The sequence below is a fragment of the Bifidobacterium pseudocatenulatum DSM 20438 = JCM 1200 = LMG 10505 genome (genome assembly GCF_001025215.1).
GTDB classification, from domain to species: Bacteria; Actinomycetota; Actinomycetes; order Actinomycetales; family Bifidobacteriaceae; genus Bifidobacterium; species Bifidobacterium pseudocatenulatum.
The window spans coordinates 1,022,430-1,036,411 of the sequence record NZ_AP012330.1; the positions used below are offsets into that span (position 1 = coordinate 1,022,430).

General features: G+C 54.3%; 13 protein-coding genes and 1 pseudogene. 9 read left to right on the top strand and 5 right to left on the bottom strand.

Annotation, left to right across the window (positions count from 1 at the left end; translation table 11 throughout):
• Positions 1 to 160: 160 nt before the first annotated feature.
• Entirely contained in the window at positions 161 to 547 is a 387-nt protein-coding gene (locus BBPC_RS09800; RefSeq protein ID WP_129901833.1) for a hypothetical protein, read from the top strand.
• Here the strand turns inward: BBPC_RS09800 and BBPC_RS04220 are convergent.
• Positions 485 to 1,768, bottom strand: a complete 1,284-nt coding sequence (locus BBPC_RS04220) for an MFS transporter (protein WP_004221769.1) — start codon at positions 1,766 to 1,768, stop codon at positions 485 to 487. The two genes, BBPC_RS09800 and BBPC_RS04220, sit on opposite strands and share 63 nt — an antisense overlap.
• A 74-nt stretch (positions 1,769 to 1,842) precedes the next feature.
• Positions 1,843 to 2,499, bottom strand: coding sequence for a TetR/AcrR family transcriptional regulator (locus BBPC_RS04225; RefSeq protein ID WP_004221771.1), 657 nt, complete (start codon positions 2,497 to 2,499; stop codon positions 1,843 to 1,845).
• 498 nt (positions 2,500 to 2,997) lie between these two features.
• On the opposite strand from BBPC_RS04225, the gene nrdH reads away from it, so the two are divergent.
• From nrdH to nrdF, 4 genes are all read left to right on the top strand, one after another.
• Positions 2,998 to 3,231, top strand: a complete 234-nt coding sequence (gene nrdH / locus BBPC_RS04230; RefSeq protein ID WP_003835061.1) for a glutaredoxin-like protein NrdH — start codon at positions 2,998 to 3,000, stop codon at positions 3,229 to 3,231.
• Positions 3,138 to 3,662 (top strand): class Ib ribonucleoside-diphosphate reductase assembly flavoprotein NrdI, encoded by a 525-nt coding sequence (gene nrdI / locus BBPC_RS04235; RefSeq protein WP_231857847.1) that lies wholly within the window; start codon positions 3,138 to 3,140, stop codon positions 3,660 to 3,662. Before nrdH ends, nrdI begins: the two co-directional genes overlap by 94 nt.
• Before the next feature lie 2 nt (positions 3,663 to 3,664).
• Complete coding sequence (gene nrdE / locus BBPC_RS04240) at positions 3,665 to 5,848, top strand: class 1b ribonucleoside-diphosphate reductase subunit alpha (RefSeq protein WP_004221779.1); 2,184 nt, start codon at positions 3,665 to 3,667, stop codon at positions 5,846 to 5,848.
• Positions 5,849 to 5,984: 136 nt separating this feature from the next.
• Entirely contained in the window at positions 5,985 to 6,977 is a 993-nt protein-coding gene (nrdF, locus tag BBPC_RS04245; protein ID WP_004221780.1) for a class 1b ribonucleoside-diphosphate reductase subunit beta, read from the top strand.
• Positions 6,978 to 7,042: 65 nt separating this feature from the next.
• On the opposite strand, the gene BBPC_RS04250 is transcribed toward nrdF, so the two are convergent.
• The 3 genes and pseudogenes from BBPC_RS04250 to BBPC_RS04260 all read right to left on the bottom strand — a co-directional run bounded on the left by BBPC_RS04250 (position 7,043) and on the right by BBPC_RS04260 (position 11,732).
• The gene (locus BBPC_RS04250; protein ID WP_033524012.1) at positions 7,043 to 9,559 is read right to left on the bottom strand and encodes an excinuclease ABC subunit UvrA; all 2,517 of its coding nucleotides are present in this window, start codon (positions 9,557 to 9,559) and stop codon (positions 7,043 to 7,045) included.
• A gap of 364 nt (positions 9,560 to 9,923) precedes the next feature.
• Positions 9,924 to 10,696, bottom strand: a pseudogene (locus BBPC_RS09560) (hypothetical protein).
• Positions 10,697 to 10,736: 40 nt separating this feature from the next.
• Entirely contained in the window at positions 10,737 to 11,732 is a 996-nt protein-coding gene (locus tag BBPC_RS04260) for an alpha/beta hydrolase (RefSeq protein WP_004221799.1), read from the bottom strand.
• A gap of 285 nt (positions 11,733 to 12,017) precedes the next feature.
• Here BBPC_RS04260 and BBPC_RS04265 point away from each other — a divergent pair, with 285 nt between their 5' ends.
• From BBPC_RS04265 to crcB, 4 genes are all read left to right on the top strand, one after another.
• Complete coding sequence (locus BBPC_RS04265; protein ID WP_004221801.1) at positions 12,018 to 12,614, top strand: 50S ribosomal protein L25/general stress protein Ctc; 597 nt, start codon at positions 12,018 to 12,020, stop codon at positions 12,612 to 12,614.
• Between the two features lie 327 nt (positions 12,615 to 12,941).
• Positions 12,942 to 13,067 carry a hypothetical protein gene (locus tag BBPC_RS10175; RefSeq protein WP_004221803.1) on the top strand — a complete coding sequence of 42 codons (126 nt, stop codon included), beginning with the start codon at positions 12,942 to 12,944 and terminating at the stop codon, positions 13,065 to 13,067.
• A gap of 8 nt (positions 13,068 to 13,075) precedes the next feature.
• Positions 13,076 to 13,585, top strand: a complete 510-nt coding sequence (locus BBPC_RS04270; protein WP_004221805.1) for a fluoride efflux transporter FluC — start codon at positions 13,076 to 13,078, stop codon at positions 13,583 to 13,585.
• Positions 13,582 to 13,950, top strand: a complete 369-nt coding sequence (crcB, locus tag BBPC_RS04275; protein ID WP_004221807.1) for a fluoride efflux transporter CrcB — start codon at positions 13,582 to 13,584, stop codon at positions 13,948 to 13,950. The genes BBPC_RS04270 and crcB overlap by 4 nt, the downstream gene beginning before the upstream one ends.
• The last annotated feature ends 32 nt before the right edge of the window (positions 13,951 to 13,982 follow it).

The following is a 13,982-nucleotide window of genomic DNA, read 5'->3' on the forward strand; positions in this document are numbered from 1 at the left end:
TGAATGACAGACAGAAGTTCTCGTTTACGTAATTCACTTCCACCAGCGTGGACGTCCAATCCGCATAGGCGTAACAATTTTGGACATGCCGTGCCAAAGAACCCCGATCGAACATTCCTGTATAACTGATGTCAGCTGTTGAACATCGCATGCTGATAACTTGTCTGCACATCTGTTTCTGGGCTTCCAGATTCGGCAGGCTCTCAAGATAGTGATTCAGCCAAGTGGTTCCTGCCAGCTTGGGAATCAGTGTTTCAATATCGCACGCGTCTACCTGTTCATGGGGCATTTTCAGCTTGGTCCGGCAGATGCGGCCCTTGGCACAATCTTTGCACAGACCATCAGTGTGATCGTCGCGCTGGTGGTGATTCGTTGCAAGCAGAAAGGCATTCGTTTAAGGAAGGCTGATTTCAAGCCGAATCGCAATATGTTGGGCGGCATTCTCAGCATACGGACGTTCGTATATCGGCTTCATTACCCTGCCTTACTTGGAAATCGTATCGTCAAGGTGCGCAAACAGTGGGCGAGCCAACCATGCCAAGGGTAGTGATGCCAGTGCTGAAATCAGCAGAATAAGCCAAACCGTGCAATGTGCGTGCAGCCATCCGTAAAGCATCTGCCCGAGTGGCTGGGCGCATATCGTCAATGATGAAATAATGGCCATGACCTTGCCTGTAAGCGCGGTTGGTGTCCTCATCTGAATAGATGGTACGAGAATGAGGTTCAAGAAATCAACGGCGATTATGACTGCCGCAGTGCAGAGCACCAGCATGATGAGCTTGGTTTGCGTTGAACATGGAAGCAGGAAGGCGATGGCCGGTGGGAGCAGCATAAGACTTTCCACGAACAACAACGAAGGGGCGTTTCGTGATTTCAAACGGTTGGCGAAACAGCCAGCGATGAATGTTCCCGCTATGCCGGCAATGCCGATAATGCCATCGCATAGACCATATGTCGCCGCATCGTAGCCTAACGTAGTTCGAATAATGTAAGGAAAGCTTACTGAACTGAATCCAGTCAGTATCAGATTGATCCATGTGCAAACACCGGCTAATCGTGCTACGGTCGGCTCCTTGCGAAGCAGGAAAGCGGTCGCCGAATGCATATCGCCAATGATGACGTCGAGCAGGCAGATGCCGGCATCATCTTGATTCGATAGGGGCTTTGCGAGTCTGATGAAGCATTCAACCATGGCTGCCGACATAAGACATGCTGCGGTGATGAGCATCATCGGTCGAATGCCGACCAGCCCGTACATCACGCCACCTAGGAAACTCGGGAGTAATTGGCTGAGCTGCTGCACTTGGTTGATGATGGCCGCGCCTCGGCGAAGATCAGTGGAGGACTCTCTTCCGATGATTTGTGGCAGTGCGGATTGCACGACGGGAGTTTCCATGGCATCGAGTACTGCCAACACTACCTGCATGATGGCGATGGCGAGAATGTTGAATCCGGATAGTGCGAAAAACACAGTCGCGAGCAGTGTGACGATTCCTGAGATGATATCGAGCGCCACCATCATGGCACGTTTGCTTACTCGGTCGGCCATAACACCTCCGAATGGGCTAATAAGTATGGTCGGAATGACGGATATGGCCAGCACGGTGGCGAAGGTCGTGGATGATGCGGTTTCGTCCAGTACCCACATGGACATGGCAAATCGGAGCATGGTATTGCCGAACAAGGAAATGCCTTGACCGAGTACAAGCAGGATGAAGTTTGCGGAGCACAAGCTGGATTGGAGTGTCTTTGCTGACGAGTTTTTCATGACTATTCCTTTCGATACCGACTGACGGTATGTAAAAAAGGTACAAATAAAGACAGATTGACATTGCCGAGCTTTTATTGCGGATTACTGGCGAGTAGGAAGAAGCCTTCCGCAAGCCGATCTTCCATATCACTGTCGTGATCGATAAGTGGAACTCCGAGCGAGTCCATAATCAATCCAAGACCGTGGATGCGATGCTTGAATTCACTTAGGGTAGTGATGGGGTAGAAGTTTGGGGCTAGCCAGTAATTGAACAGCAGTGAAAAAAGTTCCGCGGCTTCTTGAGGGTATTCGGTTGTGATTGAACCGTCCCTTAACCCCTCCTGGATGAAGTCGTACGCGATTTTGGTGCTGTCGGTTCGCCAGATGCGAAGATTTTCGGCGAGGATTTTCGGGTCGTTCAGCAGGGGAAACGCATCGCGCATGAGGGTCATATGTTCGGTGTCGGTAATCTGCATCATGAGCGAATTGCGTAGTTTCTGCAATCCGTTTCGTGAGCCATCCTCTTGATTTGCCTGGGGAAGAAGTCGTTCGTTGTCGGAATCTACCAGCGCATGCAGCATCGCTTCTTTGTTTTTGAAATGATGGTAGATAGCGCCTTTGCTGAGGTCTTCGAGCTCGTCGAGAATATCTTGAATCGTGGTGCGCTCATACCCCTTTTGCGCGAACAGCTTTTTCGCGGCGTCAAGGATTCGCTGTCGTGTCACTTCAGGGTGCGCATTGCGCGCCATATGCCTCTCCTTCGATGATGGAGTCGAATACACCGACATTATACATACCGTTGGTCGGTATGGTATGTCGGATATCTCCCAGCTCGATCGAAAAGTGTGCCGAAAGACTCTCTGCAGATTTCTGCGAAGAAACCTGAATCTGCGTTGCCGGGGTGCGGGATGTCTGTCTTTTCTGCGGTTGGTGCATGATTGGGTGTCCAAGGTCAACTTGAGTGAGTGACGGCTGGTTTCCCGAAGGGAATAAGACCCTGGTTCCTATATGCCTTTTTATGGCATGGGGCTTTCGGTGAAGAACGATTGCATCCGATGTGAAAAATCCCACAAATCCGGCCCACGTCCTGCTCGAGAACTTCAAAACTGTTGCCAATACTGGAAACACGCCGTATATAGTGTTTGAAAATGTGACGAGACACTGTATGTTGTGGTCTTGATTTTTATTTTCGTTCGGATAATGTGTGCCACATACCAACGACGTACGGTCGTGAAAGGACGTGGAACATGAACATTACGTTATACACCAAAGCAAACTGCCCGCAATGCACGGCGACGAAACGCCAATTGGACAAACGAGGCCTTCCCTATACGACTGTCGACATTACGGCCAACGCACGTATTTCCGACAGATTGCGGAACGAAGGATGGCGGCAGATGCCAGTCATCATCGCAGACGACGAATCCTGGTCCGGGTATCGTCCCGACAAAATCCACGAGCTGGAGGCTCGCTGCCGGTGAGCGCGTTGGTGTACTTCTCGTCGGCATCGGGCAATACGACACGCTTCGTCGAAGGATGCCGATTGGATGAATTCGGCATTCATACAATGCGCATACCGCTGCGGCCGGACGAGCCGGAGCTGCATGTGGATGAGTCCTACGTCTTGCTGACACCCACATACGGCGGAGGAACAATCGGCAAAGCAGTGCCCGTGCAAGTCAAACGATTCCTCAATGATGAACGCAACCGCAGTGGCATCATCGGCGTCATCGCATCGGGTAACACCAACTTCGGCGAAGCCTACGGCATCGCAGGCGACATCATCGCGGCTAAATGCCGCGTGCCGCTACTCTACCGGTTCGAACTGATGGGCACTTCAGAAGACACCGCGACCGTGCGCGAAGGACTGCGCAGATTTTTCGACGAATACACACAACAGGAACAACGATAACCATGCCAGAAGATTCAACGACACCACACGCAGCAACCGACGTCATAGCCTCCTACGATCGCGCCCATGACTGGCACTCGCTCAACGCGATGCTGAATCTCTACGACAAGCAGGGGCGCATCCAATTTGATAAAGACATCCAAGCCGTACGCGAGTACGTCGAAAAGCACGTGCTGCCGAACACCGTCCGTTTCAACTCCACACAAGACAGACTCAGCCGGCTCATCGCAGACGGCTATTACGACGAATCCGTATTTGCCCAATATGATGCCGAATTCCTTGACAGGTTCTACCGCAACGTGGATGACTGCGGATTCGAATTCGATACATTCCTCGGAGCTTTCAAGTTTCACCGCTCATACGCATTGAAAACCTTTGACGGCAAACAGTACCTGGAGAACTTCCCGCAACGCGCGGCCGCCGTTGCGCTCGCGCTTGCCGCCGGCGACCATGCGGCCGCCGAATCGTATTTCGAAGAACTTATATCAGGACGTTTCCAACCGGCGACGCCCACTTTCCTCAACCTCGGCAAGGCGCAGCGCGGAGAGGCGGTCAGCTGTTTTCTCGTACGTATCGAAGACAACATGGAGTCCATATCGCGTGGCATCAACGCCGCATTGCAGTTGAGCAAACGAGGTGGAGGCGTCGCGCTGTTGCTTAGCAATCTGCGCGAGGCCGGCGCGCCCATCAAGCGCATCAAACACCAGTCCAGCGGCGTTGTGCCTGTGATGAAACTGCTTGAGGACTCTTTCAGCTACGCCAACCAGTTGGGCGCTAGACAGGGTGCCGGTGCGGTGTACCTCAACGCTCATCATCCGGACATCATGCATTTCCTCGATACCAAACGCGAGAACGCGGATGAGAAGATCCGTATCAAATCTTTGGCTCTTGGAGTAGTGATACCCGACATCACATTCGAGCTGGCGAAGAGACACGAACCTATGGCCCTGTTCAGCCCATATGACGTCGAACGCGTCATGGGCAGACCCTTCGCCGATGTCTCCATCAGCGAAAACTACCGGAATATGGTGGACGATGAACGCATCGGGAAAACCTACATCGACGCACGAGAGTTCTTCATGACTTTGGCCGAATTGCAATTCGAATCCGGATACCCGTACATGGTGTTCGAAGATACTGTGAACCGAGCCAACCCGATCGACGGACGAATCGCCATGAGCAACCTGTGCTCGGAGATCCTCCAAGTGCAGGAGCCAAGCACCTATCATGAGGATCTGTCCTACAATCACGTGGGACGTGACGTGTCCTGCAATCTTGGATCGCTCAACATCGCCAAAGCGATGGACGGTGATTTGGGACGAACCGTGGAACGTGCGATTCGCGCATTGACCTCGGTGTCGGAACATACGGACATCGCGTGTGTGCCATCCATCCGACGCGCCAACGACGAAGGTCATGCCATCGGCCTGGGACAGATGAACCTCCATGGATTCCTTGCCAGAGAATCGATCATGTACGGTTCACCGGAAGCCCTCGACTTCACCGACATGTACTTCATGACCGTTGCATACCATGCCTACCGTGCCTCGCATGAGCTCGCAGTCGAACGCGGAACACGGTTTGCAGGCTTCGAACGGTCCGCCTATGCGAAGCCTGCAGGCGCAGGCAACTATTTCGACAAATATACGAACGGCGAGCGCTCGCTGGCGCCGAAGACCGGGAAAATCGCGTCGCTGTTCGCACGGCGGGGCATCCATATCCCCAACGAGGATGATTGGCGTCGTCTGCGTGACGACATCATACGTGACGGTATCTTCAACCAATATCTACAGGCCGTGCCGCCCACCGGGTCAATTTCGTACATCAATCATTCCACGAGTTCCATCCATCCTATCGCCTCGAAGATTGAGATTCGCAAGGAAGGCAAGATTGGACGGATCTACTATCCAGCTCCGTATATGACCAACGACAATCTCCAGTATTTCGCGGATGCGTACGAAATCGGATGGAAGGCCATTGTTGATACGTATGCCGAGGCAACGCGGCATGTCGATCAAGGCCTGTCGTTGACCTTGTTCTTCCCCGATACGGCGACTACCCGAGATTTGAACAAGGCGCAGATTTATGCATGGCGCAAAGGCATCAAAACGCTGTATTACATCCGCATTCGTCAGCAGGCGTTGTCTGGCACCGAAGTACAAGGCTGCGTCAGTTGCATGTTGTGAAACCTGTGACTTGAAAGGAAAAGAAAAGACATGTCTCGTTTGGTTTACCGCGCGATGCTTCGTCTGACGGCTCCGGACGAATACAGGCGGTTATACGGCCGCGACGATAAGACGACGATTAGAAAGGACGACCATCATGGCGCCGATATCCGTACCTCGACAGAGGATTAAGCTCATTGACCGTGTGAGTGCCATCAACTGGAACAAACTTGAGGATGACAAGGACCTTGAGGTATGGGACAGGTTGACCGGCAATTTTTGGCTGCCGGAGAAAGTGCCCGTCTCCAATGATTTGCCCGTTTGGCGCACAATGAGCGAGGCCGAGCATACGTTGACCATGCGCGTGTTCACCGGTCTCACCTTGCTTGACACCATCCAGGGAACCGTTGGCGCGGTCAGCCTCATACCCGATGCGCTTACCCCGCATGAGGAAGCCGTCTATACGAACATCGCGTTCATGGAGTCAGTGCACGCCAAGAGCTATTCCTCGATTTTCTCCACCTTGTGTTCCACCCGACAGATCGACGAGGCGTTCTCTTGGAGTGAGGAGAACGAGTATCTGCAAAGGAAAGCGCGCATCGTGCTCGACTATTACGAGGGGGATAGTCCACTCAAGCGCAAAGTGGCCTCCACGCTGCTGGAATCGTTCCTGTTCTACTCAGGCTTCTATCTACCGATGTATTTCTCCGCGCATGCCAAACTCACCAACACCGCCGACGTGATCCGTCTTATTATCCGCGACGAAGCCGTGCATGGTTATTACATCGGATACAAATATCAAAAAGGGCTTGAGCTGGTCAGCGAGGACAAACGCGGCGAACTGCGCGACTACACCTACGACCTGCTCAACGAGTTGTATGACAACGAGGTGGAGTACACGCGCAGCCTCTACGAGCCTGTCGGATTGACGCAAGATGTCGAAAAGTTCCTGCGATACAACGGCAACAAGGCGTTGATGAATCTCGGATATCCAGCGCTTTTCCCACAAGAGATCTGCGACGTGAACCCGTCGATCCTTGCCGCGTTAAGTCCGAACGCCGATGAGAACCATGACTTCTTCTCCGGTTCGGGAAGCTCGTACGTAATGGGCAAATCAGTCGAGACCGACGACGATGACTGGGATTTCTGACTGTATCCCAGACAACCCCGAGGAAAGCAGCTATGGGAAACCGTCACGGGCGAGTTCGCGTCGGATCATCCACGCAGATATCTGCCCGTGACGCTGTCAGGACAGGCACGGACCGTTTCCGGTGTTCCCTCGCATACGATGCGACCGCCGGCCATGCCTCCGCCCGGACCCATGTCGATGAGATAATCCGCGTTCGCGATTACATCAAGATCATGTTCGATTACTACAACTGTCGCCCCAGAAGCCACCAACGAGTCGAACACGCGTAGTAATACCAGCACATCCAACGGGTGTAGCCCGATCGTCGGCTCGTCGAACACGAATACCGAACCGGACTGTCCGCGTCCCATTTCGCTGGCCAGCTTCAGCCGTTGCGCTTCGCCGCCTGATAACGCAGGAGTCGGCTCGCCAAGTGTCAGATACCCCAGGCCAAGCTCATGCAGTGTGGCCAGTTTCGATCGAACGGGGCGTAGGAAATCCAATAGAGGCATCATCTCGTCGACGCTTAGCAACATCAATTCCGGCAGTGAACGGGCGACGCTGTCCGCGCAAACCAATCGAATGTCATCGGCGGTCTGTGCATACCGTGTCCCATGGCAATCGGGACACGTGACGTCAACATCGGGCAGGAACTGCACGTCCAACGAAATGGTACCGGTTCCATCGCAAGTGGAGCAGCACAACTTGCCCGTGTTGTATGAGAATGCGCCAGGTTTGAGATTCTTCTTATGGGCATCGGAAGTCTTCGCAAACGCACGACGCAGATCATCGTGAACACCGCAATATGTCGCCACGGTCGAACGGATGTTTGCTCCAATGGGCGTGGCATCGATCAGTTCCACTTTCGAAATGCCATCCGCGTCAATCAGACGAATCGAGCTCGGGGAAACGGTACCATCAGCGGCCGAGCGCAACGCAGGGACCAGTGTCTCCAATACCATCGTCGTCTTACCGGAACCCGACACGCCAGACACCACAGTGAGACGTCCTCGCGGAATGTCCACCAATAACGGATGCACCGTATGCACGGTATTCGTCTCCAAATGAATCCGACCCTTGGCGAACATCGCATCTAAGTCAATCTGCGGCCGCGCCCGCTCATGTATTTTGCCACCATCACGCAGAAAAGGCGCTATCTGAGAACCAGGTGCCGTCATAACATCCGCCACCGCACCCTGAGCGATCACATGACCGCCTTCGGCACCGGCCGTTGGACCCATCTCCACCAAATGATCCATCGCGGCAAGCACACGGGTATCATGATCGACCACAACCACCGAATTGCCGTCAGCCACCAAATCGCGCATCACGCCCAACAGTCCATCCACATTCGCCGGATGCAATCCGATAGACGGTTCATCCAGCACATACAGCACGCCTGTAGTGCGGTTACGCACCGAACGGGCCAACTGCACACGTTGGCGCTCGCCGGTGGACAGTGTCGCACCTGCGCGGTCAAGCGACAAATAGCATAATCCGAGTTCCACGAGCCGCTCGGCCGTATCCTCGAACGATTCGCAGATGGCTGTGGCCATCGCACGCATCTCCTGCGGCAATGACTTGGGTACTGAACGCACCCAACGTATCGTTTCGTCAAGTGTCATCGCCGTGGCTTGTGCCAGATTAATACCGAGAATCTGCGGTTGACGAGCCTGCTGTGAAAGCCTCGTACCGGAACAATCCGGACATGGTTGCTCGCTGAGGAATCTCGACACGCGTTTGATACCCTTCTCATCCTTGGCTTTGGCGAGCGCGTTCTCCACGGTATACACGGCGTTGAAGTACGTGAAGTCAAGTTCGGCGAAATCATTGCCTTTCTTCGGTTTGTATAGAATATGCTTCTTGACGGCCGGGCCGTTGAACACGATGTCCCGCTCGGCGTCGGTCAGCTGGTTGAATGGAATGTTCGTGCGCACTCCCATCGCGCCGCACACCTGCTTCATCAGATCCCACATCAACGATCCCCATGGTAATACTGCGCCGGCGTCGATGCTTTTGGTCTCGTCTGGTACCAGGGAAGCACGGTCGACGGTTCGCACGATGCCTGTTCCGGAGCAGGTCGGGCATGCGCCGGCGGAATTGAACGACAGCTGTTCGGCGGATGGTGGGTGCATGAGTTGATTGCAGGATGTGCATCGTATAGGCAACTCGGCCGCCACGTTCATTGTGGGACGGTTGCGTTCGCCACAATGCTCGCAGACATGTGAGGCGCAACGGGAGAACAACAGACGCAGACTGTTGAGCAGCTCCGTCATCGTGCCGAACGTGGATCGCACGCCGGGCACTGAAGGTCTTTGATGGAGGGCGAGAGCCGCGGGCACATGACGTATGTCGACTACCTGCGCTCGACTCGCTTGGGTGAGACGTCGCCTGGTATACGTCGACAAAGCCTCCAGATAACGTCGGGATCCTTCAGCGTATAGCACACCTAAAGCGAGAGAGCTCTTTCCGGACCCGGAGATACCGGCGATGCCGACTAATTTGTTCAACGGAATGTCGACGTCGACGTTCTTGAGATTATGTACACAGGCACCGCGCACTTCGATGCGGGACGGCGGGAAAGCTCCAGATGATTGTTCCATACCCACTACAGTACCTGTGTGGCGGAAAACACGCGGGCAGGGGAACCCTGTTCGTCATGGTATTGCTGCAATTGTGGTATCTGATCCATATATTCGACCGCAACGGAGGGGATGCCATTGTTTTTCACGGCTACCGTCAGCGTACGTGAATCGGAAGGCGATGCGGTGGAATACGGGGAAATGGATTGGGAAAGGAAAGAATCATATACATCGTATATATCAATGGGAAGAAGTTCGCCGGGGAGCGGAACCAGAGTCTGTTCCCCGGCGCAGGGCGGCTAACAAGCGAATGCCCAGAACATCCGCATAAGGCGTTGATGGGCTCATCCGCCGTGTCAGCGTGTTGAACGATGTATCATGCCGCTCAACGTGATGATAAGGCGTTGGCGCCCTTGCCTTTCGTGGCGAGCGTCACGGCGATGATGGACGCGAGAGCGACGGCGTACAGTACGGTGATGATCGGAATCAGCGCGCTGTATCGGTGGGCCGCATCCGTCGCATGAGAGACGACGAAGGATGCCAACTGGTTGCCGGACAATCCGGCGAACGCCCACGCGCTCAAAGCCAGTCCGTGCACGGTGGACACTGACTTCATGCCAAAGTGCTGCTCAAGCAGCACCGGCAGCGTTGAACACGGCATCGACGGTCAGGATGACGCTGATGCTTCCCGCGATGGCCTTGGCCAGACCGAATCCCGCGACGGCGATGCCGGTGGCGAGACCTTTGGCGAACCACAGCATTAGGTTCTTCACCGGCGTCAGATAGCCGACGCCCAATCCAATGCCCATGATTACGCCATAGAAGATGAGCACGCCGGGGGCATCCTGCCGCGATACTGGCTCCGGTACCGGCGAACCTGCAGGCGAAGCAGACCGTTGAGATCAAAGCCGATTTCTTGATGTCCTTTTCGACGAAGGGTCCAAGGAAGACGGCCGACATGCCAAGGATGTTGATTGGCCATGTAATATTCGTTCCTCTCTGTTGTTTGTTCGCCCTGCGACGAACAAACAACAAGATAATGGTGAAGTATTCCGTGGCCTTGAGCGTGCCGGGAGGCGGCAGAAGTGGGTAAGCCGTTGATTTCATTGGATTTTCCAACAAATGAACATTGTGTATGTTCACCTTGGGGATAAGCATGAGGAAAATCTCATGTGAACCTTGACACAGTTTTCATGGCTCACAATTCGAATGCGCGTTTGATGAAGGCATTGACGGTGTTCCAATACAGTTCGGGATCCACGACGGATGCTTCCATATGGCGTGCGTCGGGAACCATGAGCTTTTCTCGATCGATGCTCGAGCACGCTTCGTAATTGATCTTGAGAAAACGTGAGCTCACGATGTCGTCCTGTTCGCCATGAATGAACAGCATCGGAATGACAGTATGTCTGAGCGACTGCAGACAGGTGGCTTCCGAAAAATCGTACCCTGCATAATGTTTGCAGAACAATCCCGCGGCATCCACACATACCGCGGCAAGCGGTTTCGGCAGACGCGACGAATGCCGAAGGCTGTCGATGAACACCATGCGCGCAGACGTGTAGCCGCTATCGACAATCGCGGACACCACATTGCGCGGCAGACGCGGGTCTCCCGTCGTCATCATCACCGTTGCCGCGCCCATCGAACCGCCATACAGCAGGATACGGGCGTCGGCGTCACTCGACGCGATAAGGTCGATCCAATTCAGTAGATCATTGCGTTCAAGCCAGCCCATGCCGACGTACCGTCCCTCGCTCAAGTCTTGGGCACGCTGTGACGGAACCAATACGGTGAAGCCCATGCGGGCGTAACGATGTGCCCATTTCGCGGTTTCCTCCGGTACACCGGTATAACCATGCATGCAGATTGCGTACAGGTGTGGTTTTGGCGCAGTGCAATCCGGATCGAACAGCCATCCATGCAGTCGAAGTCCATCATCGCTGGTAATCGTCACAGGCTGTTTGGCTTGCGCGAACCATTCTCCTGCTTCCTGTGCCTCACCCTGCTGAAGTTTTTCGATACGCTCCGGCGCAATCAGCGATTGATGGAAAACGGAACGTTTCCATTGCGTATCGATGCAGAAATGGAACAGGTATTTCGCAGTCGTAGCCAACGATGCGATACAGGCAGCCGTCACGGCTCCCGTGGCGATGCAAATGTCGCGAACGATTGTGTCATTGTCATGCTTCATTGCTGTCTCGTTTCCTTGCGATTGACGGATTGTTCACAATTACTATCGATTGTACGTGCGTACGGCGTTTTCGTGGGCTTTGACAGATTTTTTCATTTTTGATGTGAGACGTTTTTCGATAATGTCCGCCCTCGCCGTATACTGGTTAACTGTTGTCTTGGCGAGGGAAGCGTATGGCTTCCGTAATCGACTCGGCGTGTGATTGTAGGCTCCTTGTGGGTTGATTCACGGCTCGTTGATGCGCCGAAACAGAATGAACGAATAAAACATAAGGAGAAATAGCCCATGGCTACCACCATTACCCTCGAAGGCGCTGCCCGTACCGAGTTCGGCAAGGGCGCTGCCCGCCGCATGCGCGTCGCCAACCTTATTCCGGCCACCGTGTACGCAGGCGGCGAAGAGCCGGTCTTCGTGCAGCTGCCGATGAAGGAAACCACCCTGTCCCTGCGTCACACCAACGCTCTGTTCACCATCAAGTTCGGTGACGAGACCAAGATGGCCGTCGTCAAGGACGTTCAGCGCAACCCGGTGAAGCGCATCGTCGAGCACGTTGACTTCTACGAGGTCAAGGCCGGCGAGAAGATCGACGTCGAGGTGCCGGTGTTCGTCGAGGGCACCCCGAAGGGCGCTGCCGTCGCATTCGTCGACATTCAGGAGCTCAAGGTTCGCGCCGATGTCGCCAACCTGCCGGAGAAGATCGTGGTCAACGTTGACGGCCTGACCGACGGTTCCAAGGTCTTCGCCAAGGACGTCGTGCTGCCGGAAGGCGTTGTGCTCGACGTCGAGGATCCGGAAGAGTCCGTCGTCACCGTCGAGGTGCCGGAAGACGCTGCCGATGAGGCTGCTCCGGTCGAAACCGCTCCGGCTGAAAACGCTGAGTGAGTTCAGATAGCTTAAGGAAGCAAACTTCCATCTTACGGTTTTGAACAACCGTAAGAGATGATGAAAAAGCCCATGTGCTCAGACGCACATGGGCTTTTTCATACTCGGCAACACCCGTTCTATGAGCTGGAAGACATAAGAGACTGACGGCGCATCCTGCATTCCTTACGCAATATTGATACAACGGGTGGATACGGACGTATACTCGCCTATACGTTCAGTGAACCCGTATGGCACTGTCGGGTACGAAGGGAGCGATTGCGTACTGCCGGAGACGGACTGCGTGACGATCCGTTTTCCCGGCAGCCATCCTGATGCCGCACATTAATGGACTATATCGAGAATCATCATTTGACGGTGGTAGGCTTCCCACGTGAGATCACACTGATCGACAATGATCTGACGCAGGATTCCAGCAAATACGTGGCATGCATCAGCATTCCAATCGAATAACGACTAGCATGACTGACGATGCATGGAAACAATGCACGAGAGACGAAGTGAGACGGTGCGGAAGAGAGAAACATTTGAATAAGCATATTATTCGGCTTGATGTGGTGACGGTGGTATTCCTTGGCGGATGCGTCGGCACGGGACTGCGGTATGCGAGCTCGTCCATTGCGGACGTGGGCGGCTTCCATGTCGGTACGTTCGCGGCCAATATGGTGGCCTGCTTCGTATATGCGGCGCTTTCCGCATGGCTGGGATCTTCCAGTCTGTTGAAAGGCCGTGCAAAAGAATACGTGAATCGTGGATTCGGCATGGGCATGTGCGGAGGCCTTTCCACCATGTCCACGCTCGCATTGGAAGAATTCATGATGATTGACGATCATGCGATTCCCGGAGTCCTCACCTATTGCTGCGCAACGTTCATTGTCGGTTTTTCGCTCGCCTACGCCGGTGCCTTATGCGGTTCGTGGTTGGCGGAACGAAACAAAGACGAACATGCTGACAAGGAGGCGATTCGATGAGCGCAATGCTTGCGATCGGCGTATGCGCATGCGGTGGCGTCGGCGCGGCCGCACGCTATATCTGCGATTCGTATATCAAGGCATTGTGGCGCAAAACGTTCCCGCTTTCGACGTTTGCCATCAATGTTGTGGCCGGTCTGCTTGCCGGCTTGGTGGCGGGATTGTTCGCGGCGAACACCATAAGCCCCGACTGCCGCCTACTGCTCGCAACAGGATTTCTCGGCGGTTTCTCAACGTTCTCAACCATGATGAACGAGACGGTTACGCTCCTGCGCAATGGGAAAATCGCTTGTTTCATCGGTTATGCTCTGGCTTCGATCGTCGTGCCCGTCATGGCCGTTGCGTGCGGTTACTGGCTGGCCTGAGCCAACGTAAACGTGATTCCAAAATCACGTCC